The sequence below is a fragment of the Achromobacter sp. SX5 genome (assembly GCF_056711425.1).
Genome location: NZ_CM160041.1, coordinates 4,688,203 through 4,711,187, shown reverse-complemented (window position 1 = coordinate 4,711,187; position 22,985 = coordinate 4,688,203). Strand labels below are relative to the sequence as shown.

The window sequence follows — 22,985 nt, the reverse complement described above, 5'->3', positions numbered from 1 at the left end:
ATGTTCCTCACCCTGTTCCTGTTCTTCCTGTCTGCGGCAGTGATCTACTTCGCCTGCGAATTCTTCGTCAACGGCGTCGAGTGGGTCGGCCACCGCTTCCAGCTCGGCGCCACCGCCACGGGCACCGTGCTCGCGGCGTTCGGCACGGCCTTGCCCGAGAGCGCGGTCACCTTCATGGCCGTGGTCTTCGGCGACACCCCCGAGCAAAAGGACATCGGCGTCGGCGCCGCCATGGGCGGGCCGCTGGTGCTGGCCACGCTGGCCTATGCCGTGGTCGGCCTGGCGCTGTGGCGCGCGCGCCGCGGCCGCGTGAGCCAGGCCGACTGTATCAATGCGGACCAGCGCAGGCTGGCCCGCGACCAGGCCTGGTTCATGGGGATCTTCGTGTTCAAGGTCGGCCTGGGCCTGCTGGCGTTCGCCTGGAAACCGTGGCTGGGCATCCTGTTCCTGGCCACCTACGCCCTCTACGTCAAGCGCGAACTCAGCAACGACGAGGAAAGCCTGGACAGCGAAGACCTGGAGCCGCTCAAGCTGCGCCCGCGCGACGAGGACCCGTCGCTGTCCTGGGCGATCGTGCAGACGGTGCTGGCGCTGGTGGTGATCGCGGGCGCCTCGCACGTGTTCGTGAACCAGATCGAGGCGCTGGGCGTGGCGATGGGCGCCTCGCCCCACGTCGCGGCCCTGCTGCTGGCGCCGGTGGCGACCGAACTGCCCGAAATCATGAACGCGCTCATCTGGGTGCGGCAGGGCAAGGAGCGCCTGGCGCTGGCCAACATCTCGGGCGCCATGATGATCCAGGCCACCATACCCAGCGCGCTGGGCATCTTCATGACGCCGTGGCTGCTGGACGCGCCGCTGCTGGTGGCCGGCCTGTTCACCATGCTGTCGATCGGCCTGCTGTGGCTGCGCTTCCAGCGCGCGGCCATGAGCGTGCCGGCGCTGTCGGCGGTGGGCGGCCTGTACCTGGCCTTCGCGGCCTACCTGGGCTGGCATTTCTACGCCTGATGGCGGGCGGCGCGCAAACCGTCCGCGCCGCCCCTTTTTCAAGCCGTGAATGGCCGCTGGCCCAGGGTCTCCATGACATAGTCCACGAAGCAGGTGATGCGCGCCGCCAGCGCGGTATTGCGGTAGTAGACCGCGTTGATGGATTGGCGCACGTCCAGTGTCTCGGCGGCAAACAACTGCACCAGCTTGCCGCTCTTGCGGTCTTCGCGCGTCATGAAGTCCGACAGGCAGACGATGCCCAGGCCTGCCAGGGCCATGTGGCGCAGGGTTTCGCCGCTGGAGGAGGCTATCGTCGGCTGGATGCGCAGGGTGTCGCCGGCCGGGCCGCGCAGCGGCCAGTCATTGAGCGATTCGGGCTGGGTGAAGCCCAGCAGCGAATGCCGGGCCAGCTGTTCCGTGCCGGTGGGCGTGCCGTGGCGCTTGAGGTAGGCCGGACTGGCCAGAACGCGCACCTGGCTGCTGCCCACGGGGCGGGCGTGCAGCGTGGAGTCCTTGAGGACGCCGATGCGAAAGGCCACGTCGGTGCGTTTTTCGATCAGGTCGATGATGCCTTCGTTGGAGTTCATTTCCAGTTCCACCTGCGGATAGCGCTCGCGAAAACCGGCTATCAGCGGCACCAGCACATGCAGCATGAAAGGAGTGGCCGCATCGACGCGCAGCCGCCCGGCCGGGCGCATGCGGCGCGCGGCCATCTGTTCCTCGGCTTCGTCGACCGAGGCGATGATGGCGCGGGCGCTCTGCAAAAAGCTGGCGCCTTCCTCGGTCAGTTCCAGACGGCGCGTGGTGCGGCGTAGCAGCGTGGTCTGAAGCTTTTCTTCTAGCCTGGCCAGCGTGCGGCTGGTGGCCGAGATCGTAAGGCCCAGCAGCTCCGAGGCGGCGGTGATGGAGCCCGTGTCCACGACCGCCACAAAAGCCTGCAACTCATCGAGGGTGGTCTTCATTATTGAACTTAATTCAAAAGAATTTGTTTGATATTGGGCTTAATCCGCAAATATAAACCGAGGACACTGCAAGCCATTGAAAAATATCACTGGATCGCAGCCATGCCTCTCGCCCTGCTTGCCCTCACCCTGGCGGCCTTTGCCATCGGGACCACCGAATTCGTCATCGTCGGATTGATTCCGACCATCGCCTCCGATCTGAGCGTTTCCCTGCCTTCGGCCGGTCTGCTGGTCAGCCTGTATGCGCTGGGCGTGGCCATCGGCGCACCCGTTCTGACGGCGCTGACCGGCCGCGTGCCGCGCAAGCTGTTGCTGGTCGGCCTCATGGCCTTGTTCACCGCGGGGAACCTGGTGGCCTGGCTGGCGCCCGGCTACGAAACGCTGATCGTGGCCCGCCTGCTCACCGGCCTGGCCCACGGCGTGTTCTTCTCGGTGGGCACCATCGTCGCCACCAGCCTGGTGCCGCGCGAGAAGGGCGCCAGCGCGATCGCGACCATGTTCAGCGGCATGACCGTGGCATTTGTCACCGGGATTCCGCTGGGTACGTTCATCGGCCAGCATTTCGGCTGGCGCACTACCTTCCTGGTCGTCGCGGCCTTTGGCCTGGTGGCGATGATCGGCGCATGGGCCCTGGTGCCGCGCAATATCGCGCATGCCCAACCGGCGCCGCTCAGCCGCCAACTGCGCGTGCTGCTGCAGCCGCGCCTGCTGCTGGTCTATGCCATGACGGCCGTGGGCTACGGCGGTTCGCTGATCGCCTTCACCTTTCTGGCGCCGATTCTGGAAGACATCACCGGCTTCAGTCCCAACATGGTGAGCCTGGTGTTGCTGGCCTACGGCGTTTCGGTGGCCGTCGGCAATTTCTGGGGCGGCCGCCTGGCCGACCGCAAGGGTCCGGTGGTGGCGCTCAAGCTCATCTTTGCGCTGCTGGCCGCCGTGCTGCTGGTGTTGACCTTCACCGCGCCCAGCAAGCCGCTGATGCTGCTGACCGTGCTGGCCTGGGGAGCCGTGGCCTTCGGCAACGTGCCCGGCCTGCAGGTCTATGTGGTGCGCCTGGCGGAAGAAGTGGCGCCCGAGGCCACCGACGTGGCCACCGGCTTCAATATCTCCGCCTTCAATCTGGGCGTGGCCGGCGGTTCCTGGGCCGGCGCCCAGGTCGTCAGCCACCTAGGCCTGGCCCACACCCCCTGGGTTGCAGCGCTGGTGACGCTGGGCGCCCTGGGCCTGACCGTGCTGTCGGGGCGGCTGGACCGCCGCGCCGCCTCCCGGCAGCTGGCCAGCGCCTGAAAGTCCATGGCGGGCGCGGGCGCCGCGAACCTGAGGCCAGTCGTTCGACTGGCTTTTTTTTTGCTCCGATATTTGACTTTATTTCAAAAGAATTTGTTCGATAAGGGGCTTAATTGGCAAATATGAAAAGCGCAAACTGCAGCCTATCGGGAAACCACCCCGCCTTTCACATCATCCCAGGAGTCCTTCCATGAGCAATATTCCTTCCTTCGGCGTCGGCACCTTCCGCCTGAACGGCCAAGTCGTGATCGACTCGGTCCGCAACGCCCTGGACGTGGGTTACCGCGCCGTCGATACGGCGCAGATCTACGGCAACGAGGCTGAAGTCGGCCAGGCCATCGCCGAAAGCGGCGTGCAGCGCACGGACCTCTTCGTGACCACCAAGATCTGGGTCGAGAACTACAGCAAGGCCAGGCTGGTCCCCAGCCTGCAGGACAGCCTCAAGAAGCTGCGCACCGACTATGTGGACCTGACCCTGATCCACTGGCCCGCGCCCGGCAATGGCGTGGAGTTGTCCGAGTACATGGAAGCCCTGGCCGATGCCAAGGCCCGGGGCCTGACCCGCCAGATCGGCATCTCCAACTTCAATATCGAGCTGACCCGCCAGGCCATCGCCGCCGTGGGCGAGGGCGAGATCGCGACCAACCAGATCGAGCTCAGCCCCTACCTGCAAGGCCGCAAGCTGACGGCTTTCCTGAAGGAGCAAGGCATCCAGGTCACCTCCTACATGACCCTGGCCTACGGCAAGGTGCTCAAAGACCCGGTGCTGGCCCGCATCGCCGCCAAGCACAACGCCACGGTGGCGCAGGTGGCGCTGGCATGGGCGCTGCAACTGGGCTATGCCGTGATTCCGTCCTCGACCAAGCGCGAGAACCTGGCCAGCAACCTGCTGGCGCGCGACTTCAAACTGGACGCCGAAGACATGGCCCTGATCGCCTCCCTGGAGCGCAACGGCCGCGAAGTCAGCCCCGAGGGCCTGGCTCCGGTGTGGGACTAAGGAGCGCTTGAAATGGCGACTCTGGCTCGCTTGACCGAAGGCGGCTTCAGCATAGGCATCGAGGCGCCGCTGGACAACGACTGGACGCCCGCGGGCGAACAGGCGCGACGGCAGGACGGCCGCCTGCCCGGCGAGCCGGACCTGCGCCGCCATGCCGAACTGGCCCGGCTGGCCGACAAGCTCGGCTTTCGCGCCCTGTGGGTGCGGGACGTGCCGCTGTACGACCCGTCCTTCGGCGATGCGGCCCAGGTGTTCGAGGTGTTTTCCTACCTGGGCTACCTGGCCGGCGTCACGCAGGACATTCTGTTGGGCACGGCCGCCGTGGTGCTGCCGATTCGTGAGCCGCTGCTGACGCTCAAGTCCGCCGCCACCGTGCAGCGCCTGAGCGGCAACCGCCTGCTGCTGGGCGTGGCCAGCGGCGACCGTCCCGTGGAGTATCCGCTGTTCGGCCGCGACTTCGCGGGCCGCGGCGCGAGCTTCCGCGAGCAGGTGCAGCTGCTGCGCGACAGCGCGCAGGCCCGTTTGCCGGGTGGGCTCGATGTGCTGCCGCGCATGGACGCGGCGCTGCCGCTGCTGGTGGCCGGCCTGGCCCAGCAGACTCCCGACTGGGTGGCTGAAAACATGGACGGCTGCCTGGCCTACCCGGGCACGCCCGAGGACCATGCGCGCCGCGTGGCGGCCTGGCGCGCCGTGGCGGGCGGCAAGCCATACGCCAGCTTCATCCATCTGGATTTGACCGAAGACGCCGACGAGCCGCTGCAACGCTGGCGCTTCGGCCTGCGCGGCGGCCGCCGGGCCCTGATCGCCGAACTGCACGCGCTGCGCGCGGCCGGCGTCGATCACGTGGGCCTGCATTTCCGCCGTAACCAGCGCCCGCTCGACGAGACTTTCCATGAGATCGCCGAGCACGTGCTGCCTGTTTTTCATCGTTCAGCGGCCAAGGTGACAGCGCCGGCCGAGGAGATTTGCAATGCCTGATATCCAAGACCCCTTGTTCAAGCCATATTCGATGGGCGGCCTCGACCTGCCCAACCGCATCGTCATGCCCCCGATGACGCGTTCGCGCGCCAGCCAGCCCGGCGACGTGCCCAACGCCCTGATGGCCGAGTACTACGCCCAGCGCGCCAGAGCCGGCCTCATCGTCAGCGAAGGCACCTGGATCTCGCCGCTGGGCAAGGGCTATGCCTGGACGCCCGGCATCCATACGCCGGAGCAGATAGCAGGCTGGCGCCTGGTGACCGAAGCCGTGCACGCCGCCGGCGGCCGCATCTTTGCTCAGCTCTGGCACGTGGGCCGCTTGAGCCACAGCAGCCTGTTGAATGGCCAGTCGCCCGTGTCTTCCTCGGCCATCCAGGCCCAGGGCGTGAATGTGTTCGTGGCCGAGGCCGACGGCAAGCCCGGCTTCGCCCAGGCGTCCATGCCGCGCGCACTCAGCGTCGACGAGATCCACGCCATCGTGGCCGACTACCGCCAGGCCGCGCGCAACGCCATGGCAGCCGGTTTCGACGGCGTGGAGCTGCATGCGGCCAACGGCTACCTGGTCAACCAGTTCATCGACTCCAACGCCAACGACCGCACCGACGAGTATGGCGGCGCGCTGAAAAACCGCCTGCGCTTCCTGGGCGAAGTGACCCAGGTGCTGATCGAGGGCACGGGCGGCGCCGGCCGCGTCGGCATTCGCCTGGCGCCGCTGACCACGCTCAATGGCTGTGTGGACGCCGACCCTGAAACCACTTACCTGGGAGCGGCCCGGCTGCTGGCCGGCATGGGCGTGGGCTATATCCACATTGCCGAGGCCGACTGGGAAGACGCGCCGCTCATGCCGGTGAACTTCAAGCAGCGCCTGCGTCAGGCCTTCCCCGGCGCCATGATCTATGCCGGCGGCTACACGGCCGAGCGCGCCCGCCAGGCCCTGGAGCAGGGCTGGGCCGACCTGATCGGCTTTGGCCGGCCTTTTGTCGCCAACCCCGACCTGCCCGAGCGCCTGCGCACCGGCGCGCCGCTGAACCTGCATGACCGCGAAACACTGTTCGGCGGCGGCGAGTGCGGCCTGACCGACTACCCCGCACTGGAAACCGAAGAAGCCTGAGCCATGAACATGAACACCGACAGTCTTGCCGCCCCCAAGCGCATGTCCGCACCGACCGCGATCGGCTTCGGCACGGCGCCCCTGGGCAACATGTACCGCAACATTCCCGAGCAGGAAGCGCTGGCCACGGTGGAGTCCGCCTGGCAGCAGGGCATACGCTACTTCGACGCAGCCCCGCTGTATGGCGCGGGCCTGGCCGAGCTTCGCCTGGGCGAGGCGCTGCAGCACCATCCGCGCAGCGAATACGTGCTGACCACGAAGGTGGGGCGCCTGATCCTGGACGAGGTGGAGGACACCTCCAAGCGCGACCTGGGCGAGAAGGGCGGCCTGTTCGAGCACGGTCTGCCCAACAAGATCGCCTACGACTACACGGCCGACGGCACCATGCGCGCCATCGAGGGCAGCCTCAAGCGCCTGAAGACCGACCACATCGACCATGTCTTCATCCACGACCCGGCCGTGGATTTCCACGGCGACAGCTGGAAGGACGTGTTCCAGGTAGCCATGGACGGCGCCGCCCGGGCCTTGACCCGCCTGCGCGAGCAGGGCGTGATCAAGGGCTGGGGCCTGGGCGTGAACCGCGTCGAGCCCTGCGAGATGGCGCTGGAGCAGTCCGATCCCGACGGCTTTCTGCTGGCGGGCCGCTACACGCTGCTCGACCATGCCGACGCACTGCGCAAGCTGATGCCGGCCAGCCTGAAGCGCGGCGTGGGCATCGTGGTGGGCGGTCCGTACAACTCCGGCGTGCTGGCCGGGGGCGATCACTACGAGTACCAGAAGGCATCGCCGGAAGTCCTGGAGCGCGTGGCGCGCCTGCGCCGCTTGAGCGAGGAGCACCAGGTGGACATCCGTGCCGCGGCCCTGCAGTTCTCGCTGGCCCACCCCGCGGTGATCGCGGCCATCCCCGGCGCCAGCCGCCCCGAGCGCATTGCCGAGAACCTGGCGTTGGCCAAGGCGCCGATTCCGGCCGCGTTCTGGACGGCGCTGCGCGATCAGGGCCTGGTGTCGGCCCACGCGCCTCTACCTCTCTGATCGAAGCCATGAGCACCACTACCCCCTCCCGCCCGTTGTTCGCCGGGCGCAGCTTTCGTGTCGACTACGACGGTCTGTCGGCGCACAACATCTATTCGGAAGACGGCAAGACGATCCGCTACGCCATCGTCTCGGGCGCCTACGCCGGCGCCAGCGGCGAGGCGCAATGCCAGTGGCAGGAGGTCAGCGATGGCGTTTACGCGATCTCCTGGCAGGAAGCGGATGGCGCCACCGTCGTGCATATCGACGATTTCATCCGCGGCCGTTCGCAGGCCTTCTTCACCGCCGCCGATCTGAGCTTTTACCGCATGCAGGGGCCGCTGACCGAGCTCCGCTGAAAAAGGAAGCAAGCATGAACACCATGCAAGCCTGGTTGCTGAACCAGCAGCAGATCCGCCTGGGCCGCAAAACACGGCCCAGCCCCACCGGCGCCACGGTGCTGGTGAAAAACCGCGCCATCGGCCTCAATCCCGTCGACTGGAAGCTGATCGACGGACGGCTGGGCCGTTTCGACACCGACACCATTCCGGGCGTGGACGGCATGGGCGTGATCGCCGCCGTCGGGGATGCGGCATCGCAACTGCGCGTGGGAACGCGGGTGGCCTACCACACCGATCTGCGCAAGGACGGCAGTTTCAGCGAATACACGCTGGTCGACGCCCGCGCGCTGCTGCCCGTGCCCGACAGCCTGAGCGACGTGGCTGCCGCGGCTTTTCCGTGTCCGGTGCTGACCGCCTGGCAGGCGCTGCAGAAGTTGCCAGCCATTGCCGGCAAGACCATTCTGGTGAACGGCGCGGGCGGCGCCGTGGGCAGCGCGATCTGCCAACTGCTGGCCCAGCGCGGCGCCAAGGTCTATGCCACGGCCAGCCCGCGGCGCCATGCCTTCCTGGCGCAAGCCGGCGTGGTGCAGGCGGTGGACTACCGTGACGAGCGCTGGGCCGAGCGCTTCGCGGGCATGCGGTTCTATGCCGCCTTCGATACGGTCAGTGGCGACAGTGCCCGGGGGCTGGCGGCCATGCTGGAGTACTACGGCCATCTGGTCTGCATTCAGGACCGGCTGGACGCCTCGCCGGTCGCGCCTTTCAGCAGCTGTATTTCGCTGCACGAAATCGCGTTGGCCGCCCAGCACGGCCATGGCAGCGATGCGCAGTGGAGCGAACTGGTCGCCGCCGCAGCGCAGCTGCTGCAGCAGGTCCAGCAGGGCAAGCTGGTGCTGCCGGCCATCCAGACCGTGGCCTTCGAGCAGCTGGATACCGCCCTGGCCCGGCTCAAGGCAAACAACGACGGCAGCAAGTACGTGGCGGTTTTTGCGTAGGCCGGCGCTCTCAGGGCGGCCCATATGGATGCCGGGCATTTTTTCTGTGGATAACCCTTGTCCATAAGTGGAAACCCGGCTAAAATCTTGGGCGTTATCCATCCCAGGAGCAATCTTCGTGAATACCGATTCCGGCGAAAGTTGTCGATCTTGCATCGACGCCGCTGTCTGACAGGTCCACGCAGAACTCCGTCTGCCGCAGCCTGTTGAACAGGTTGCGGTCTTCCCGGTCGCATCAGGCTTACCGGGAACCTCCCCAACGTATACACCGGCGTACCAACCGCCAGAACCGCCGCTAGCCGCAGCGCCCGCGTACGCGCACGCCTGTTTCGTGCCGTGCTTCCAGCGCCGCGCAGGCCTGCGCGCGTATTCGCGATCACGCTCCCCGTTCCTGCAATGGAGGTCGTTATGCGTTTCTTCGACTTGTTCCTGCGCCGCGCCGGCGTGGACCGTGCCGCCGCCCTGAGCCGCCGCCGCGGCACTTCGCGCCTGACCGTCATTTGTCCGCGCGGCGAACTGGGCGCCCTGCGCAAGCAGATCTATCTGGACTTCAGCGCCGCCGGCCTGGCCGTCTCGCAAGTCCAGATCGAACCGGGCCACGACCCCGACACGGCATCGGCCTGCATCACGGTCAATTGCCCCCCCGAGCTGCGCGGCGAGCTGATGTCGCAGGCCCGCCGCCTGAGCGCCAACCCCGCCGTGCGCCGCGTGCATTTCGGCGCGCAGGCCGCGATGGCCTGAGCCGTCCGGCCCAAACCAGGAGAGATCCATGCCCAGTGCCTTAGACCCTGAATCTCGATTGCGCCGTGCAGTGCGCGGCACCGGCATGCCTGTCTGACCCGTCTTCTCGCTGCGAGCCGACGATCGGACAGCCGTTCCGGTCCGTACGGAGCCCGCAGCCCAGGATCCCCGGCCTGGCCCACGCCACGTGAGCCGCTAGCGCCGCCCCGGATTCCTTCGCCAGCCTTTCTTCCGTTTTCCGCACCCGGCGCATCTACGACGCGATCCGGACACCGGCAACATCGCCCCGGCGTCTGCGCACGCCCGTAAGCGGAACGACGACCTGCCCCCCGCAGGCCGTGGCCCGCGGCCGGCCGCACGCAGCCGCGGGCGGAAGCGTCAGTGTCTCCGACAACACCAGAAAAACCGGAGCACTCCAATGTTCAAGTTCCTTCATTCCTTCTTTTCGTCGGCGGCCGGCCTGCGCCATGTCGCGCGCCATTTCCGCCGCACGCCCATGCCGTTGCGGGCCGGCGACGCCGCCGCGTCGGTCGAAGCCGGCCGCCGCGCCAACCGCCAGATGCTGGCGCTTGCGCGGCTGGACGACGACGCCCTGTTCGCCCGCTACGGCAGCAGCCGGGCGGGGCTGAGCGAAGACCAGGCCCGCGCCGCGCGCGAGCGCCACGGCGCCAACGAGGTCGACCACGAAAAGCCGCTGTCCTGGCATGCCCATCTGTGGCTGTCCTACCGCAATCCGTTCAACCTGCTGCTGACGGCGCTGGCCGTGCTGTCGTGGCTGACCGACGTGCGCATGGCCGCGCCGGCCGAACAATCGTGGACCGCGGCCCTCATCATCGGCTCCATGGTGCTGATCTCCACCGTGCTGCGCTTCGTGCAGGAGCGGCGCTCCAACCGCGCGGCCGAGGCGCTCAAGGCCATGGTGCAGAACACCGCCACGGTGCTGCGCAGCGATGCCGGCCCGGCGCCGCGCCAGTTCGGCGGCGCGCAGGCCGGCGGGCCGCGCCAGGCGGAAGTGCCCCTGGCCGCCCTGGCGCCGGGCGACGTGGTGCTGCTGTCGGCCGGCGACATGATTCCGGCCGACTGCCGCATCCTGGCGGCCAAGGACCTGTTCGTGGCCCAGGCCGCGCTGACGGGCGAATCCCTGCCGGTCGAGAAGCACGCATGCCAGCGCACCCCGGCCGCCGCCGCGCTGGAGCTGGAAAACATGGCGTTCATGGGCACCAACGTGGTCAGCGGCTCCGGCCTGGCCCTGGTGGTGGCCACCGGCGCGCGCACCTATTTCGGCCAGCTCGCCGGACGTGTGACGCAGGCCAGCCGCCAGCCCACCCAGTTCCAGCAAGGCATCAACCGGGTGAGCTGGGTGCTGATCCGCTTCATGCTGGTGATGGCGCCCATCGTCATGCTGATCAACGGCTTCACCAAGGGCGACTGGCTGGAGGCGCTGCTGTTCGCGCTGGCCATCGCCGTGGGGCTGACCCCCGAAATGCTGCCCATGATCGTCACGGCCACGCTGGCCAAGGGCGCGCTGCGCATGTCGCGGCGCAAAGTGGTGGTCAAGCGCCTGGACGCCATTCAGAACCTGGGCGCGATGAACGTGCTGTGCACCGACAAGACCGGCACTCTGACCCAGGACCGCATCGTGCTGGAGCGGCACATCGACGTCTACGGCGCGAGCTGCGACGAGGTGCTGGCCTACGCCTATCTCAACAGCTACTACCAGACCGGGCTGAAGAACCTGCTGGACGTGGCCGTGCTGCAGCACGCCGAAGTCGAGCGCAGCCTGGAGCTGGCCGCGAAGTACCGCAAGGTCGACGAGATCCCCTTCGACTTCGCGCGCCGCCGCATGTCGGTCGTGGTCAACGAAACCGAGAACGGCCGCGACCACCACGAGCTGATCTGCAAGGGCGCACTGGAGGAAGTGCTGGCCGCCTGCACCCGCCTGCGCGTGGGCGGCGAGACGCATCCGCTGACCGAGGCGCGCCGGCAGGACATCCGCCGCGTGACGGCGGCGCTGAACCGCGACGGCCTGCGCGTCATCGCCGTGGGCGTGAAGGAAATGCCACCGGCCGGCCGCGCCTACGGCGTGGCCGACGAGTCCGACCTGGTGCTGGTGGGCTACATCGCGTTCCTGGACCCGCCCAAGGAGTCCACCGCGCCCGCGCTGGCGGCGCTGCGCGAGTCCGGCGTCGAAGTGAAGGTGCTGACCGGCGACGTGGAGCTGGTCACGCAGAAGGTCTGCCGGGAGGTCGATTTCACGGTGCGCAAGGTCTACCTGGGCGCCGAGATCGAAGAGATGGACGAGCGCCAGCTGGCCGCCGCCGTGCGCGAGGCCAACGTGTTCGCCCGCCTGACGCCGGCGCACAAGGAAAGAATCGTGCGCAGCCTGCGGGCGCAGGGCTGCACCGTGGGCTTCATGGGCGACGGCATCAACGACGCGCCGGCGCTGCACGCGGCCGACGTGGGGATCTCGGTGGACTCGGCGGTCGACATCTCGAAAGAGGCCGCCGACATCATCCTGCTGGAGAAAAGCCTGATGGTGCTGGAGGACGGCATCATCGAAGGCCGCAAGACCTTCTGCAACATGCTCAAGTACCTCAAGATGACGGCCAGCTCGAATTTCGGCAACGTGTTTTCGGTATTGGTGGCCAGCGCCTTTCTGCCGTTCTTGCCCATGCTGCCCATCCACCTGCTGCTGCAGAACCTGATCTACGACATCTCCCAGGCCGCGATCCCGTTCGACAACGTGGACGCGGAACTGCTGCGGCGGCCCCAGCAATGGGACCCCGACGGCCTGGGGCGGTTCATGGTCTTCTTCGGCCCGATCAGCTCCATTTTCGACATCGCCACGTACGCCCTCATGTGGTACGTGTTCCAGGCCAACGCCCCCGAGCACCAGACGCTGTTCCAGTCGGGCTGGTTCGTCGAAGGGCTGCTGTCGCAGACGCTGGTGGTGCACATGATCCGCACGCGCAAGATTCCGTTCCTGCAAAGCCGTCCCGCCTGGCCGCTGGCGGCGATGACGCTGGCGGTCGTGGGCGTGGGGCTGCTGCTGCCGTTCTCGCCGCTGGCCGGGTATTTCCAGCTGCAGGCGCTGCCGTGGCGCTATTTCCCCTGGCTCGCGGGTATCCTGCTCAGCTACTGCGTCCTGACGCAGCTGCTGAAAACGATCTGGGTGCGCCGTCATGGCTGGCAATAGCCGCGGGCGTCCGTGGCCGTATCGGGAGACCGGCATGAAAAACTTCTGCATGGGCGCGCTGGCCCTGGCCGGCGCGGTTCTGGCGCCCTGGGCGCAGGCCGCGGACGCGGCGAGCGGCGCGCTCCTGTACGGGGTGGTGGACGCCGGCGTGGCCGTCACCAGCACCTCGGGCAAGGGCAGCCGCGCCGGCCTGCTCGACGGCGGGCTCACCGACTCCCAGTGGGGGCTGATGGGCGCCGAAGAGCTGGGCGGCGGCTGGCGGTCGCGCTTCCAGCTGGAAAGCGGCTTCGACCCGTCCTCGGGCCGGCGGGCCGACGGCGACGGCAAATTGTTCGACTACGCCGCCTGGGTCGGGCTGGCCAGCGACGACTATGGCGAGCTGCGGCTGGGCCGCCAGCACCCGGTGGGCCAGCTGTACGGCAGCGCGCTGGAAATCGCTTCCTGGAAGGAAATGGGCATGGGCGCCACCTTCAAGGCTTCGGACAACTACCAGCTCGACAATATGGTGAATTATCTTTCGCCGACGTGGAGCGGTTTCCAGGCCGGCCTCGGCTATTCCTTCGACGCCGACGGCCAGGATCGCTTCCGCACCGCGGCGAACAACCGGGCCGTCAGCGCCGGCCTGAAGTACGAGCAGGGGCCGCTGCTGGCGGTCGCTACCTGGGACCAGCTGCGGCTGGCCGACGGCCCCGAGGCCGGCGGCCGTCCCCAGGCCGTGCAGCTCGGCGCGGCTTACGACTTCGAGGTGCTGAGGCTGTCCGTGGCCTGGTCTCGCCAGCGCAACGGCTATGCCGGGCTGGACGAGGGCCGCCGGCGTTCGCGCGCGGCGGCACGGTCGACGCCTGGCTGATCGGCGCCAGCGTGCCGGCCGGGCCGGGTACGCTGCTGCTGCAATGGTCGCTGGCGCATCCGGACTGGCGCTGGGACGACGGCGCCCGGGCGCGCAACGCGCAGGTGGCCACGCTGGGCTATACCTACGGCCTGTCGCGGCGGACCACGCTTTATGCGTTTGCGGGCTATGCCTCGAACTACACCCTGGAAGAACAGTTCGATCCGGCCCATTCCCACACCATCCGGTGCGGCGCCGGCATCTCCCACCGTTTCTGAGCTCCGCAGCTACAATCGACGGGATGCGGCGCCTGGCGCCGGTCCTCGTCATCCCCGCAGTTTTCCGGACGGTTTGCATGGATAGTCTCGAATGGCTCGTACCCTGGGAGTTCTCTCCCACGCTGGTGGCTTCCTTTGCGGTCGCCATCGCGCTGTTCGTGCGCGGCCAGCGCGTCCATCGCGTGACCGGCGCGCGCAAGATCCTGTTCTGGGCGGGCCTGGTGCTGCTGTACCTGTCCATGCATACCCGGCTGGACTACTACGCCGAGCGCATGTTCTTCATCCACCGCATCCAGCACCTGGTGCTGCACCATCTGGGGCCGCTGCTGGTGATGGCGGCTTTCCCGGGGCAGGTCATGCGGGCGGGCCTGCCCATGGCCTGGCGGCTGCGGCTGCGGGACTTCCTGCGCACCGGCGCGGGCCGCGCCACGGTGGCGGTGCTGACCAACAAGATCTTCGTGCCGTCGCTGTTCGTGTTCCTGGTGCTGGTCTGGCTGATCCCGTCGGTGCAGTTCTATTCCATGCTGGACTGGCGCCTGTACCGCCTGATGAACTGGTCGGTGGTGATCAGCGGCTTCATGTACTGGAACCTGATCCTCGACCGCCGGCCCGCGCCGCCGGCGGCCATGACGCCCGGCGGCCGGGTCATTTCGCCGGTGCTGACGATGCTGCCGCAGATGGTGGCGGGCGCGGTCATCGCCTTCACGGAAAGCGATATCTACCCTTTGTTCGAGTTGTGCGGCCGCGCCATCGCGATGTCGGCCCAGACCGACCAGACCATCGGCGGGCTGACGATGTGGATTCCCGCCGCGCTGGTCGAGGTGATCGGCCTGATGGTGGCCCTGGGAACCTTGATGCGGCTGTCGGCCAAGGGGCGCCTGCGCAAGGCCGACCGCGACGCCCAGGCCCGCGCGCGGGCCAAGAGCCGTGCGCTGTCGGCCTAGCCGCCTAGGGCGGGTTCATTCCGGTTCGAGGCCGTGGTACTTCTTGCCCAGCGCCACGGTGGCCTGGAACATGCCAGCCTTGCTGCCGCAGTCGTAGCGCACGCCGTCGTAGCGGTGCGCGTACACGGCGCGTTCGCGCATCATCGAGGCGATGCCGTCGGTGAGCTGGATTTCGTTGCCGGCGCCCATCTTGGTGGAGCGCAGATGATCGAAGATGGCGGCTTCCAGCACGTAGCGGCCCACCACCGCCAGCGTGGACGGGGCGACTTCGGGATCGGGCTTTTCAACGATGTGCGTGACGCGCTCGGTGCGGCCGTCGGCGCGGGACTCGCCCTCGCGGGTGGCCACGATGCCGTACTTGCGGGTGTCGGCGCGGGGCACGTCCTGCACGCCCAGCACGCTGGCGTTCTGCGCCACGGCCACGTCCACCAGCTGCTTCAGGGCTGGCGTGTCGGAGTCGATCAGGTCGTCGGCCAGCAGCACGGCGAAGGGCTCGTCGCCCACGGCCGGGGCGGCCGACAGCACGGCGTGGCCCAGCCCGAGCGGGGCCGACTGGCGGATGTACAGACAGTTGACGTGCGCGGGTAGAATGCCGCGCACCATGGCCAGGAGCTCGTGCTTGCCCTTGCTTTCCAGGTCGGATTCAAGCTCGGGGGCGGAATCGAAGTGGTCTTCGATTGCGCGCTTGTTGCGTCCTGTCACGAAAATCAGGTCGGTGATGCCGGCGGCGACGGCCTCTTCGACAGCATATTGGATGAGCGGCTTGTCGACCACGGGCAGCATTTCCTTGGGCATCGCCTTGGTGGCGGGCAGGAAGCGCGTGCCCATGCCAGCGACGGGGAAAACGGCTTTACGGACAGGACGCATTGAGACCTCGTTGGGGAGTCGATGAAACATTTTAATCTCATCGCTATCATAGGCTTATGAACCGCAGGAAAATGCCATCCATTTGCTCGATTGCGAAACGAGGCGCAATTTTCGGCCTCTGTGCGGCGCTGGCCGTGCCGGGGTTGCCGGCAACCGCCTGGGCGCAGCCGATGGGGCTGCCCTCGATGGGCGCGGCCTCGGCGGCCGAACTCTCGCCCATGCTGGAGCGCAGCCTGGGCCAGGCCATCATGGCCCAGGGGCGGCGCGACCCCACCTATATCGACGACCCCGAACTCAGCCAGTACCTCACCACCATGGGGCGCAAGCTTGCGTCCTACGCGTCGGGCGCCGTGCCCGAGGTGGAAATGTTCGGCGTGCGCGACCCCGAGATCAACGCCTTCGCCATGCCCGGCGGCTACATCGGCGTCAATACCGGCCTGATCGTGTCCTCGGCCAGCGAATCCGAACTGGCGGCGGTGCTGGCGCACGAAATCGGCCACGTCGTGCAGCGCCACATCGCGCGCGGCATGACGCAGCAGAACCAGAACGGCATGGTGATGCTGGCCAGCCTGGCCGGGGCGCTGCTGGCCGCCCTGGCCGGCGGCGGCGGCAACCTGGCGGTGGGCGTGGCCGCGTTCGGCCAGGCCGCGGCCATCAACCGCCAGCTGGGCTTCTCGCGCGACGCCGAGCGCGAGGCCGACCGCGCCGGGGTCCAGATGCTGACCAAGGCCGGTTACGACGCCAGCGGCATGTCGCAGATGTTCGCGCGCCTGATGAACGCCTCGCGCCTGAACGAAGGCGCCGGCGGCGGCTCCTGGGCCAGCACCCACCCGCTGTCCATCGAGCGCATGTCGGACATCCAGAACCGCGTGCGCGGCATGCCGGCCTCGCGCCATATCGACAGCGACGATTTCTGGTACTTGCGCGCCAAGATGCGGGTGGTGCAGGGGCGCGACGCCGTCAGCCTGCGTTCGGCCGCCCAGCAGCTCCAGGACGAGGCGCAGGCGCTGTCCGGCGTGCGCCGCTCTGCCGCCTACTACGGCCTGGCGCTGCAGGCCTTCCAGCGCAACAACCTGGCCGAAGCCGAACGCAACCTGGAACTGGCCGCCGCGGACGGACGCAACTCGCCCCAGCTGGCCAAGCTCGGCATCGACGTGGCGCTGGCGCGCAAGACCTACCCCAAGGCGCTGGAACTGGCGCAGGCCGCCACCAAGCGCTGGCCCGACCAGCGCGCGCTCGGCATCGCCTACGCCCAGGCGCTGCAAAGCGTGGGCCGCCACGCCGAGGCGCAGGACTACCTGCGGGCCAAGATCAAAGTCTGGGGCAGCGACGAGCCCAGCCTCTACCAGATGCTGGCGCAAAGCGAGGAGCGCAACGGCAAGCCCGTGCAGGCGCGCCGCGACCTGGCGCGCTTCTATGTCATGACCGGCGCGTTCGCCGCCGCCGAATCGCAGCTGCAGCAGGCGCGCGGCATGTCCAACGATTTCTATGAGCAGTCGCAGATCGACGTGCAGATCAAGGAAGTCAAGGACAAGCTGGCCGAGGAACGCCAGCTGCTGGAGCGCTTCAAGTCGGGCTGAACCCTACAGCCCGGTTTCGAAAAAGCGCCCCAGCCGCTGCGGCAGCCAGTTCAGGTGGGCCGGGAAGCTGCCCGTGGGAAAGCCCGCGTGCCCGCCGTCCGTAGGTTGGTGCAGCAGGATGGAAGGCGAGCAGTCCTGCGGCGTGGGCAGCGAGGCGGCCGGGATGAAGGGGTCGTTGCGCGCATTGAGCACCAGCGTGGGCACGGCGATCTTCGGCAGCCAGGGCTTGCTGGAGGCGCGCGTCCAGTAATCGAGCGCGTTGCGAAAACCGTGCATGGGCGCCGTGTAGGTGTCGTCGAATTCGCGCAGGTCGTGCGCGTGCGCGATGCGCATGACGTCGACGGCGCCCGGAAAGCGGTGCGCCTTCTCCAGCACCTTGTGCTTGAGCGTCTTCAGGAAATGCGCGGTATAGACGCGGCGGTTGAAGACGCCCGTGGACAGGGTCTTGCCGCAGGCCACCAGGTCCAGCGGCGCCGAGACGCCCGCGCAGGCGTTCAGCCAGCGGGTTTCCTCGTGGTGCTCCCCCAGGTACTTCAGCAGCGCGTTGCCGCCCAGCGAGACGCCCACGGCATGCCAGCGCGCGTGCGGGATGCGCTGGCGCACGGTCTCCAGCATGAAGCCCACCTCGGCCGAATCGCCCGAGTAATAGGCCCGCGCCAGGCGGTTCGGCACGCCCGAGCAGCCGCGGAAGTGCGCGATCACCACGATCCAGCCGCGCGCGCGGAAATGGTGCGCGATGGACTGCGCGTAGCGGCTGCTGCTGCCGCCTTCCAGGCCGTGGAACAGGATCAGGGCGGGGGTGTCGGGGTTGTGCGGCAGGGATTGCCAGTCGGCTTCGGTCATCCACCTGGCCGCGGCGGTCTTGCCGTTGGCCACCGGACGCTGGCCGCTGACCGGCGCGCCGTCGGCGGCCTTGTGCGGAAACAGCCCCGGGCCGGTCCAGTCGAAATCGACGAAGTCGGTGTCGGGTGTATCGACCCGCTCGCGCACGAAGGCGATGCGGTGGTACTGCGCGAACAGGGCGGCATAGACCGTCTGGCTATCGCCTCCGGGCAGCCAGGAAGGAACGGGGCAGGGTGTTGTATCCAGGCGAGCAGCGGCCAACGAGAAATCCACCCCGGTCAATGCAGCATGTCGGGTACGTCGTGCAGGTCGAGCACCCCGGCTTCCGTGGGCGCCGGCGAAGCGTGGTGCATGACCATGCGCCACCCCGTGGGGCCCTTGTGGTAGATGTTGGTGGCGTAGCAATTGGCGAATTGCGTGCCTTCCCGGGTGCGCATCGCCACCTGTTCGACCAGCACGTGCACCGCGCACATCATGCTTTGCATGACCAGCGGGCGCAGCGGGCGGATGTGCAGGGGGCCGTTGGCCAGCACCTGCTGCCACGACTCCTGCACCGCCGAGTGCCCGACGATGCGCAGGCCTCCCGGATGGATGCAGACGACCTCTTCGTCGTCGGCCCAGATCTGCATCAGGCGAACGCTGTCCGCCTGTTCCAGGGCTTCGTAGAACGCGTGTTCTGCTTCTTCGGGCGTGGCGAACATGGTGACGGAAACGGGTATGCGTTGTAAGGCCGGCTCAGTGCCCGTGGCCGTGCAGCACGGTGCCGGGCTTCAGGCGGTACTGGGCGCCGCAATAGGCGCAGCTGGCCGAACCGGTGCGGGCCACGTCCAGGAAGACGCGCGGGTGCATGCTCCAGAGCGGCGCCTTGGGGCCGGGGCAGAAAACGGGCAGGTCTTCGGCGCCGACTTCGATGACTTCGTGGGAGTGGGGGACGGCGGCCGGGGCAGCAGCGGTCATGGATATTCCTGAATAAAAAAACCGGTAAACGGCAGGTTGTGGCGATGGCGCGGCCCGATCGCGGGCCGGGCCGCTGGGATCAGACTTTGCTCAGCCAGTGATGGTACTTCGGGTTGCGTCCATTCACCATGTCAAAAAACGCTTTCTGCAGCTGTTCGGTGATGGGGCCGCGCCGGCCGGAGCCGATCTGGCGGTTGTCGACCTCGCGGATGGGCGTGACTTCGGCGGCGGTGCCGGTGAAAAAGGCCTCGTCGGCAATGTAGACGTCGTCGCGGGTCAGGCGCTTGGTGACCACGCGCAGGCCGAAGTCGGCCGCCAGCGCGTGGATGGTGCTGCGGGTGATGCCGGTCAGGGCGGAGGCGATCTCGGGCTCGCAGAGCACGCCGTCCTTGACGATGAAAAGATTCTCGCCCGAACCCTCGGCCACGAAACCCTCGGTATCCAGCAGCAGGGCTTCGTCGTAGCCGTCCTGCAGGGCCTCGGTGTTGGCGAGGATGGAATTGGCGTAGGTGGTGGCCACCTTGGCGCGCGGCATGGTGACGTTCACGTGCTGGCGCGCATAGGACGACACCTTGACCCGGATGCCCTGCGACAGGGCTTCTTCGCCCAGGTAGGCGCCCCAGGGCCAGGCGGCGATGGCCACGTGCACGCGCGCGCCCTTGGGGGACACGCCCATTTTTTCCGGACCGTAGAACACCAGGGGGCGCAGATAGCCGGATTCGAGCTGGTTTTCGCGCACCACCGTCCGCTGGGCCTCATTGATCGTGTCGCGATCGAAAGGCATGGGGATCTGGTAGATGTGCGCCGAGTTGAACAGACGGTTGGTGTGGTCTTCGAGGCGGAAGATGGCGGTGCCGATCTCGGAGCGGTAGGCGCGCACGCCTTCGAATACCGACAGGCCGTAGTGCAGGGAATGGGTCAGGACGTGCGTGGTTGCGTCCCGCCACGGGACGAGTTTGCCGTCATACCAGATGAATCCGTCGCGGTCTGCCATCGACATGGTCTTCTCCCCGGGTCTGCTTCCCGTCTGCTCCTCTATAGAGGCGCATATTGTATCAAGCAGCGAGGGTACAATACGCGCCTATTCCGCGCCCTGGCGCGGCGCCGCCAGCGCATTGTGCCGCCGGCGGGCGAACGGGTTGTCGTGCGTTCCTTTCCTTAGAGTTTCCATGTCGTCCTGTCCGAATCGCCAGGGGGCTGCCGTTGTCCTCTGAATCTGCGCTTTCCGAAACCGAAGACCCGGCCGTGCACCGGCGGGAACGCGTCACCGCCTTCCGTGCCGGCGTCCACGCCATCGTGCCGGCCCTGATCGCCACGGCCACCTGGGGCCTGGTCACCGGCGTGGCGATGGTCAAATCGGGCCTGACCGAATCCATGGCGCTGGCCATGACGCTGCTGCTGTACGCGGGCTCGGCCCAGCTGACCTCGCTGCCGCTGATCGCCACCGGCGCGCCGCTGTGGCTGATCTTCGCCGCCGGCTGCGTGGTCAACCTGCGGTTCCTGATCTTCGGCGCGGCCCTGCAGCCTTATTTCCGCCATCTTTCCTGGCCCAAGCGGCTGGGCCTGGGTTATTTCACCACCGACATGGGCTTCGTGCTGTTCATGCCGCGCTATGGCGACGCCGCCGAGCGCGGCACGCGCGAGCAGCTCTGGTACTTCATCGGCGTCATCACGCCGGGCTGGTTCGTGTGGCAGGGGTCTTCCATCATCGGCATCTACCTGGGCACGATGGTGCCCGCCGCCTGGTCGCTGGACTTCGCGGCGGTGCTGGCGCTGCTGGCGATCACGGTGCCGCTGGCCAACTCGCGTCCCATGCTGGTCTCCATGCTGGCCGCCGGCGTGGTCGCCTGGGTCGGCCAGGCGCTGCCGCTGCGCCTGGGCCTGGCGGCCGCCGTCGTGGCCGGCGTGGTCGCCGGCATCTGGGCGGAACGCTTCTTCAAGGGCCGCGCATGACCCTCTGGCCTTCCGAGATCTACGTCTATTCCGCCATCCTGCTGCTGGCGCTGTGCAGCGTGCTGACCCGCGCCGGCTTCATGCTGTTCGGCGACTACATCCCGCTGCCCGAAGGCGTGCGGCGGGCGCTGCGCTACGCGCCCGCGGCCGCCCTGACCGCCATCATCGTGCCCGATCTGCTGCCCTGGAAGGCCGGGCTGGGCCCGGTGTTCGACTACAAACTGGTGGCCGGCGTGCTGGCGGTGCTGGTGTTCCTGCGCACCCGCAGCGCGGTGCTGGTCATCATCGTCGGCATGCTGGCCCTGTGGGGCCTGCGCTGGCTGGCGGGTTGACGGCCGTTCCGTTCCGGGCGTCCATCAGGTGGACGCTTCCGGCCTGCCTGCCGGACGCTTGCATCCGGCCGCGCAGGGGCCTTGTAACGGCTTTCGAAAGCCGGTTTGACAGCGGCGTAATCCGGCTGCGCTAAAATCAGCCGATACACAGCAATCCGGGCCTGGTACTGCCCTCATAGGTATCGAATCCAGAACGCGCCGCCTGGCCTGCAAGGGCAGGACCCACATGGCGCGTGTTCAGGCTGTCCCGATGCATATGCAGGGCAGTGCGTGCAGCACTCTCGTTTTGTTCTTTTTCATTGGTCCCGGTATCTGCCTAACCCTGATGACTGAATCCACTCAACCCGTAGCACCCGCCTCCGAAGCGCCCGCGCCGACGTTCGCCGACTTCGGGCTGCATCCCCTGCTGTTGCAGTCCATCGCCGAAACCGGCTACACGACTCCCACGCCCATCCAGGCCCAGGCCATCCCCGTAGTGGTGGAAGGGCGCGACGTCATGGGCGCGGCGCAGACCGGCACAGGCAAGACGGCGGCCTTCACGCTGCCCATCCTGCACCGCCTCATGCCGCTGGCCAACACCAGCGCATCGCCCGCGCGCCATCCGGTGCGCGCGCTGATCCTCACGCCCACGCGCGAACTCGCGGACCAGGTGTACGAAAGCGTCAAGCGCTACAGCAAGCAGACGCCGCTGCGCAGCGCGGTGGTGTTCGGCGGCGTGGACATCGGGCCGCAGAAAGAAGCTCTGCGCCGCGGCTGCGAAGTGCTGGTGGCCACGCCGGGCCGCCTGCTCGACCACGTCGAGCAGAAGAACGTGAATCTCAGCCAGGTCGGCATCCTGGTGCTGGACGAAGCCGACCGCATGCTGGACATGGGCTTTCTGCCCGACCTCGAACGCATCATCCGGCTGCTGCCCGCGCAGCGCCAGGGCCTGCTGTTCTCCGCCACGTTCAGCAACGAGATCCGCAAGCTCGGCCGTTCCTACCTGAACCATCCGGTCGAAATCGAAGTCGCCGCGCGCAACGCCACCGCCGCGACGATCACGCAGATCGCCTACAAGATGCCCAGCGACGCCAAGCGCGCCGCCGTCGTGCATCTGGTGAAGTCGCGCGGACTGAAGCAGGTCATCGTGTTCTCGAACACCAAGATCGGCACCGCGCGCCTGGCGCGCGAGCTGGAGCGCGACGGCGTCAAGGCCGAATCGATCCACGGCGACAAGACCCAGGCCGACCGCATGAAGGCGCTGGAAGCCTTCAAGGCCGGCGAGCTGGAAGTGCTGGTGGCCACCGACGTGGCCGCGCGCGGCCTGGACGTGGCCGGCGTGCCCTGCGTCATCAACTACGACCTGCCGTACAACGCCGAAGACTACGTGCACCGCATCGGCCGCACCGGCCGCGCCGGCGCCTCGGGCGAGGCCATCGCGCTGTTCACGCCCGACGAAGAACGCTTCCTGCTCGACATCGAAAAGCTGATCAAGCGCGAAGTGCCGCGCGGCACGCTGGACGTGCCGGCCGACCTGGTGGCGCGCAGCCACCGCCGCAGCGACGACCGCCGCGGCGGCTCGTCCTCGCGCGAAGGCCGCGGCGAACGCGGCCGTTCGGGCGATCGCCGCTCCAGCTACGCTGGCGCGCCGCGCCAGCCGGTGGACGATTTCTTCCTCAAGCCCTACGAGCCCTCGGCGCCGTCGGCGCCGGCCGAAGCGCCCGCCGCGCCCAAGAGCAACCCGTCGGCGCCCAAGCGGCAGCTCGCCGTGCTGCTGGGCGGCAGCCGCAAGCCCTGAGTCCTCCCATGAAAAAACCGCA

The 22,985-nt window shown here is 67.8% G+C and carries 21 protein-coding genes and 1 pseudogene; 16 read left to right on the top strand and 6 right to left on the bottom strand.

All coding sequences use genetic code 11. The annotated features are described in order from the left end of the window. The gene (locus AC1M14_RS22070) at positions 1-1,005 is read left to right on the top strand and encodes a sodium:calcium antiporter (RefSeq protein WP_102775576.1); all 1,005 of its coding nucleotides are present in this window, start codon (positions 1-3) and stop codon (positions 1,003-1,005) included. A 38-nt stretch (positions 1,006-1,043) separates the two neighbouring features. On the opposite strand, the gene AC1M14_RS22065 is transcribed toward AC1M14_RS22070, so the two are convergent. Then, the gene (locus AC1M14_RS22065; protein ID WP_102775577.1) at positions 1,044-1,946 is read right to left on the bottom strand and encodes a LysR family transcriptional regulator; all 903 of its coding nucleotides are present in this window, start codon (positions 1,944-1,946) and stop codon (positions 1,044-1,046) included. 102 nt (positions 1,947-2,048) lie between these two features. Here AC1M14_RS22065 and AC1M14_RS22060 point away from each other — a divergent pair, with 102 nt between their 5' ends. The 11 genes and pseudogenes from AC1M14_RS22060 (at position 2,049) to AC1M14_RS22010 (ending at position 14,654) form a co-directional block, all read left to right on the top strand. Beyond that, positions 2,049-3,233: an MFS transporter gene (locus AC1M14_RS22060; RefSeq protein WP_479730467.1), complete on the top strand. Its 1,185-nt coding sequence runs from the start codon at positions 2,049-2,051 to the stop codon at positions 3,231-3,233. A gap of 190 nt (positions 3,234-3,423) precedes the next feature. Further along, the gene (dkgB, locus tag AC1M14_RS22055) at positions 3,424-4,230 is read left to right on the top strand and encodes a 2,5-didehydrogluconate reductase DkgB (RefSeq protein ID WP_479730466.1); all 807 of its coding nucleotides are present in this window, start codon (positions 3,424-3,426) and stop codon (positions 4,228-4,230) included. 12 nt (positions 4,231-4,242) lie between these two features. Then, positions 4,243-5,208, top strand: coding sequence for a TIGR03571 family LLM class oxidoreductase (locus tag AC1M14_RS22050; RefSeq protein ID WP_479730465.1), 966 nt, complete (start codon positions 4,243-4,245; stop codon positions 5,206-5,208). Beyond that, positions 5,201-6,319, top strand: a complete 1,119-nt coding sequence (locus tag AC1M14_RS22045; RefSeq protein WP_479730464.1) for an alkene reductase — start codon at positions 5,201-5,203, stop codon at positions 6,317-6,319. Before AC1M14_RS22050 ends, AC1M14_RS22045 begins: the two co-directional genes overlap by 8 nt. 3 nt (positions 6,320-6,322) lie before the next feature. After that, positions 6,323-7,351 carry an aldo/keto reductase gene (locus AC1M14_RS22040; RefSeq protein WP_479730463.1) on the top strand — a complete coding sequence of 343 codons (1,029 nt, stop codon included), beginning with the start codon at positions 6,323-6,325 and terminating at the stop codon, positions 7,349-7,351. Between the two features lie 8 nt (positions 7,352-7,359). Continuing rightward, a complete protein-coding gene (locus tag AC1M14_RS22035) occupies positions 7,360-7,689 on the top strand; it encodes a phenolic acid decarboxylase (RefSeq protein ID WP_479730462.1) in 330 nt (109 codons plus the stop codon). A gap of 14 nt (positions 7,690-7,703) precedes the next feature. Beyond that, complete coding sequence (locus AC1M14_RS22030) at positions 7,704-8,666, top strand: alcohol dehydrogenase catalytic domain-containing protein (RefSeq protein ID WP_479730461.1); 963 nt, start codon at positions 7,704-7,706, stop codon at positions 8,664-8,666. 408 nt (positions 8,667-9,074) lie between these two features. Further along, complete coding sequence (locus tag AC1M14_RS22025) at positions 9,075-9,407, top strand: hypothetical protein (protein WP_102775585.1); 333 nt, start codon at positions 9,075-9,077, stop codon at positions 9,405-9,407. Positions 9,408-9,825: 418 nt separating this feature from the next. Continuing rightward, entirely contained in the window at positions 9,826-12,603 is a 2,778-nt protein-coding gene (gene mgtA / locus AC1M14_RS22020; protein ID WP_479730460.1) for a magnesium-translocating P-type ATPase, read from the top strand. Positions 12,604-12,637: 34 nt separating this feature from the next. Beyond that, a pseudogene (locus AC1M14_RS22015) lies at positions 12,638-13,710 on the top strand (porin). A gap of 77 nt (positions 13,711-13,787) precedes the next feature. Beyond that, positions 13,788-14,654: a cytochrome c oxidase assembly protein gene (locus AC1M14_RS22010; RefSeq protein ID WP_102775588.1), complete on the top strand. Its 867-nt coding sequence runs from the start codon at positions 13,788-13,790 to the stop codon at positions 14,652-14,654. Positions 14,655-14,669: 15 nt separating this feature from the next. Here AC1M14_RS22010 and galU read toward each other — a convergent pair whose 3' ends face one another. Next, the gene (gene galU, locus AC1M14_RS22005; RefSeq protein ID WP_102775589.1) at positions 14,670-15,521 is read right to left on the bottom strand and encodes a UTP--glucose-1-phosphate uridylyltransferase GalU; all 852 of its coding nucleotides are present in this window, start codon (positions 15,519-15,521) and stop codon (positions 14,670-14,672) included. A 56-nt stretch (positions 15,522-15,577) separates the two neighbouring features. Between galU and AC1M14_RS22000 the strand changes: the two genes are divergently transcribed. Continuing rightward, the gene (locus AC1M14_RS22000) at positions 15,578-17,101 is read left to right on the top strand and encodes a M48 family metalloprotease (RefSeq protein ID WP_258231543.1); all 1,524 of its coding nucleotides are present in this window, start codon (positions 15,578-15,580) and stop codon (positions 17,099-17,101) included. Between the two features lie 3 nt (positions 17,102-17,104). Here AC1M14_RS22000 and AC1M14_RS21995 read toward each other — a convergent pair whose 3' ends face one another. The 4 genes from AC1M14_RS21995 to AC1M14_RS21980 all read right to left on the bottom strand — a co-directional run bounded on the left by AC1M14_RS21995 (position 17,105) and on the right by AC1M14_RS21980 (position 19,901). After that, positions 17,105-18,205 carry a YheT family hydrolase gene (locus AC1M14_RS21995; protein ID WP_111826453.1) on the bottom strand — a complete coding sequence of 367 codons (1,101 nt, stop codon included), beginning with the start codon at positions 18,203-18,205 and terminating at the stop codon, positions 17,105-17,107. Between the two features lie 17 nt (positions 18,206-18,222). After that, positions 18,223-18,645 carry a YybH family protein gene (locus AC1M14_RS21990; protein WP_102775591.1) on the bottom strand — a complete coding sequence of 141 codons (423 nt, stop codon included), beginning with the start codon at positions 18,643-18,645 and terminating at the stop codon, positions 18,223-18,225. 34 nt (positions 18,646-18,679) lie between these two features. Then, positions 18,680-18,901 carry a zinc-finger domain-containing protein gene (locus AC1M14_RS21985; protein ID WP_102775592.1) on the bottom strand — a complete coding sequence of 74 codons (222 nt, stop codon included), beginning with the start codon at positions 18,899-18,901 and terminating at the stop codon, positions 18,680-18,682. A gap of 79 nt (positions 18,902-18,980) precedes the next feature. Beyond that, positions 18,981-19,901, bottom strand: coding sequence for a branched-chain amino acid transaminase (locus AC1M14_RS21980; RefSeq protein ID WP_102775593.1), 921 nt, complete (start codon positions 19,899-19,901; stop codon positions 18,981-18,983). A 203-nt stretch (positions 19,902-20,104) separates the two neighbouring features. On the opposite strand from AC1M14_RS21980, the gene AC1M14_RS21975 reads away from it, so the two are divergent. The 3 genes from AC1M14_RS21975 (at position 20,105) to AC1M14_RS21965 (ending at position 22,963) form a co-directional block, all read left to right on the top strand. Continuing rightward, positions 20,105-20,854, top strand: a complete 750-nt coding sequence (locus tag AC1M14_RS21975) for an AzlC family ABC transporter permease (RefSeq protein WP_168202235.1) — start codon at positions 20,105-20,107, stop codon at positions 20,852-20,854. After that, positions 20,851-21,186 (top strand): AzlD domain-containing protein, encoded by a 336-nt coding sequence (locus tag AC1M14_RS21970; protein ID WP_102775595.1) that lies wholly within the window; start codon positions 20,851-20,853, stop codon positions 21,184-21,186. Before AC1M14_RS21975 ends, AC1M14_RS21970 begins: the two co-directional genes overlap by 4 nt. Positions 21,187-21,511: 325 nt before the next feature. Beyond that, a complete protein-coding gene (locus AC1M14_RS21965) occupies positions 21,512-22,963 on the top strand; it encodes a DEAD/DEAH box helicase (RefSeq protein WP_102775596.1) in 1,452 nt (483 codons plus the stop codon). Positions 22,964-22,985 lie beyond the last annotated feature (22 nt).

Bases quoted from the DNA above. Each gene is read 5' to 3' on its own strand.
- AC1M14_RS22040 (WP_479730463.1), top strand. From the start codon at position 6,323: ATGAACATGAACACCGACAGTCTTGCCGCCCCCAAGCGCATGTCCGCA.
- AC1M14_RS21965 (WP_102775596.1), top strand. From the start codon at position 21,512: ATGACTGAATCCACTCAACCCGTAGCACCCGCCTCCGAAGCGCCCGCG.
- AC1M14_RS21970 (WP_102775595.1), top strand. From the start codon at position 20,851: ATGACCCTCTGGCCTTCCGAGATCTACGTCTATTCCGCCATCCTGCTG.
- AC1M14_RS21985 (WP_102775592.1), bottom strand. From the start codon at position 18,901: ATGACCGCTGCTGCCCCGGCCGCCGTCCCCCACTCCCACGAAGTCATC.
- mgtA (WP_479730460.1), top strand. From the start codon at position 9,826: ATGTTCAAGTTCCTTCATTCCTTCTTTTCGTCGGCGGCCGGCCTGCGC.
- AC1M14_RS22070 (WP_102775576.1), top strand. From the start codon at position 1: ATGTTCCTCACCCTGTTCCTGTTCTTCCTGTCTGCGGCAGTGATCTAC.
- AC1M14_RS22045 (WP_479730464.1), top strand. From the start codon at position 5,201: ATGCCTGATATCCAAGACCCCTTGTTCAAGCCATATTCGATGGGCGGC.
- AC1M14_RS21980 (WP_102775593.1), bottom strand. From the start codon at position 19,901: ATGTCGATGGCAGACCGCGACGGATTCATCTGGTATGACGGCAAACTC.
- AC1M14_RS22050 (WP_479730465.1), top strand. From the start codon at position 4,243: ATGGCGACTCTGGCTCGCTTGACCGAAGGCGGCTTCAGCATAGGCATC.
- AC1M14_RS22000 (WP_258231543.1), top strand. From the start codon at position 15,578: ATGAACCGCAGGAAAATGCCATCCATTTGCTCGATTGCGAAACGAGGC.
- AC1M14_RS22030 (WP_479730461.1), top strand. From the start codon at position 7,704: ATGAACACCATGCAAGCCTGGTTGCTGAACCAGCAGCAGATCCGCCTG.
- AC1M14_RS22065 (WP_102775577.1), bottom strand. From the start codon at position 1,946: ATGAAGACCACCCTCGATGAGTTGCAGGCTTTTGTGGCGGTCGTGGAC.
- AC1M14_RS21990 (WP_102775591.1), bottom strand. From the start codon at position 18,645: ATGTTCGCCACGCCCGAAGAAGCAGAACACGCGTTCTACGAAGCCCTG.
- dkgB (WP_479730466.1), top strand. From the start codon at position 3,424: ATGAGCAATATTCCTTCCTTCGGCGTCGGCACCTTCCGCCTGAACGGC.
- AC1M14_RS22035 (WP_479730462.1), top strand. From the start codon at position 7,360: ATGAGCACCACTACCCCCTCCCGCCCGTTGTTCGCCGGGCGCAGCTTT.
- AC1M14_RS22025 (WP_102775585.1), top strand. From the start codon at position 9,075: ATGCGTTTCTTCGACTTGTTCCTGCGCCGCGCCGGCGTGGACCGTGCC.
- galU (WP_102775589.1), bottom strand. From the start codon at position 15,521: ATGCGTCCTGTCCGTAAAGCCGTTTTCCCCGTCGCTGGCATGGGCACG.
- AC1M14_RS22010 (WP_102775588.1), top strand. From the start codon at position 13,788: ATGGATAGTCTCGAATGGCTCGTACCCTGGGAGTTCTCTCCCACGCTG.
- AC1M14_RS22060 (WP_479730467.1), top strand. From the start codon at position 2,049: ATGCCTCTCGCCCTGCTTGCCCTCACCCTGGCGGCCTTTGCCATCGGG.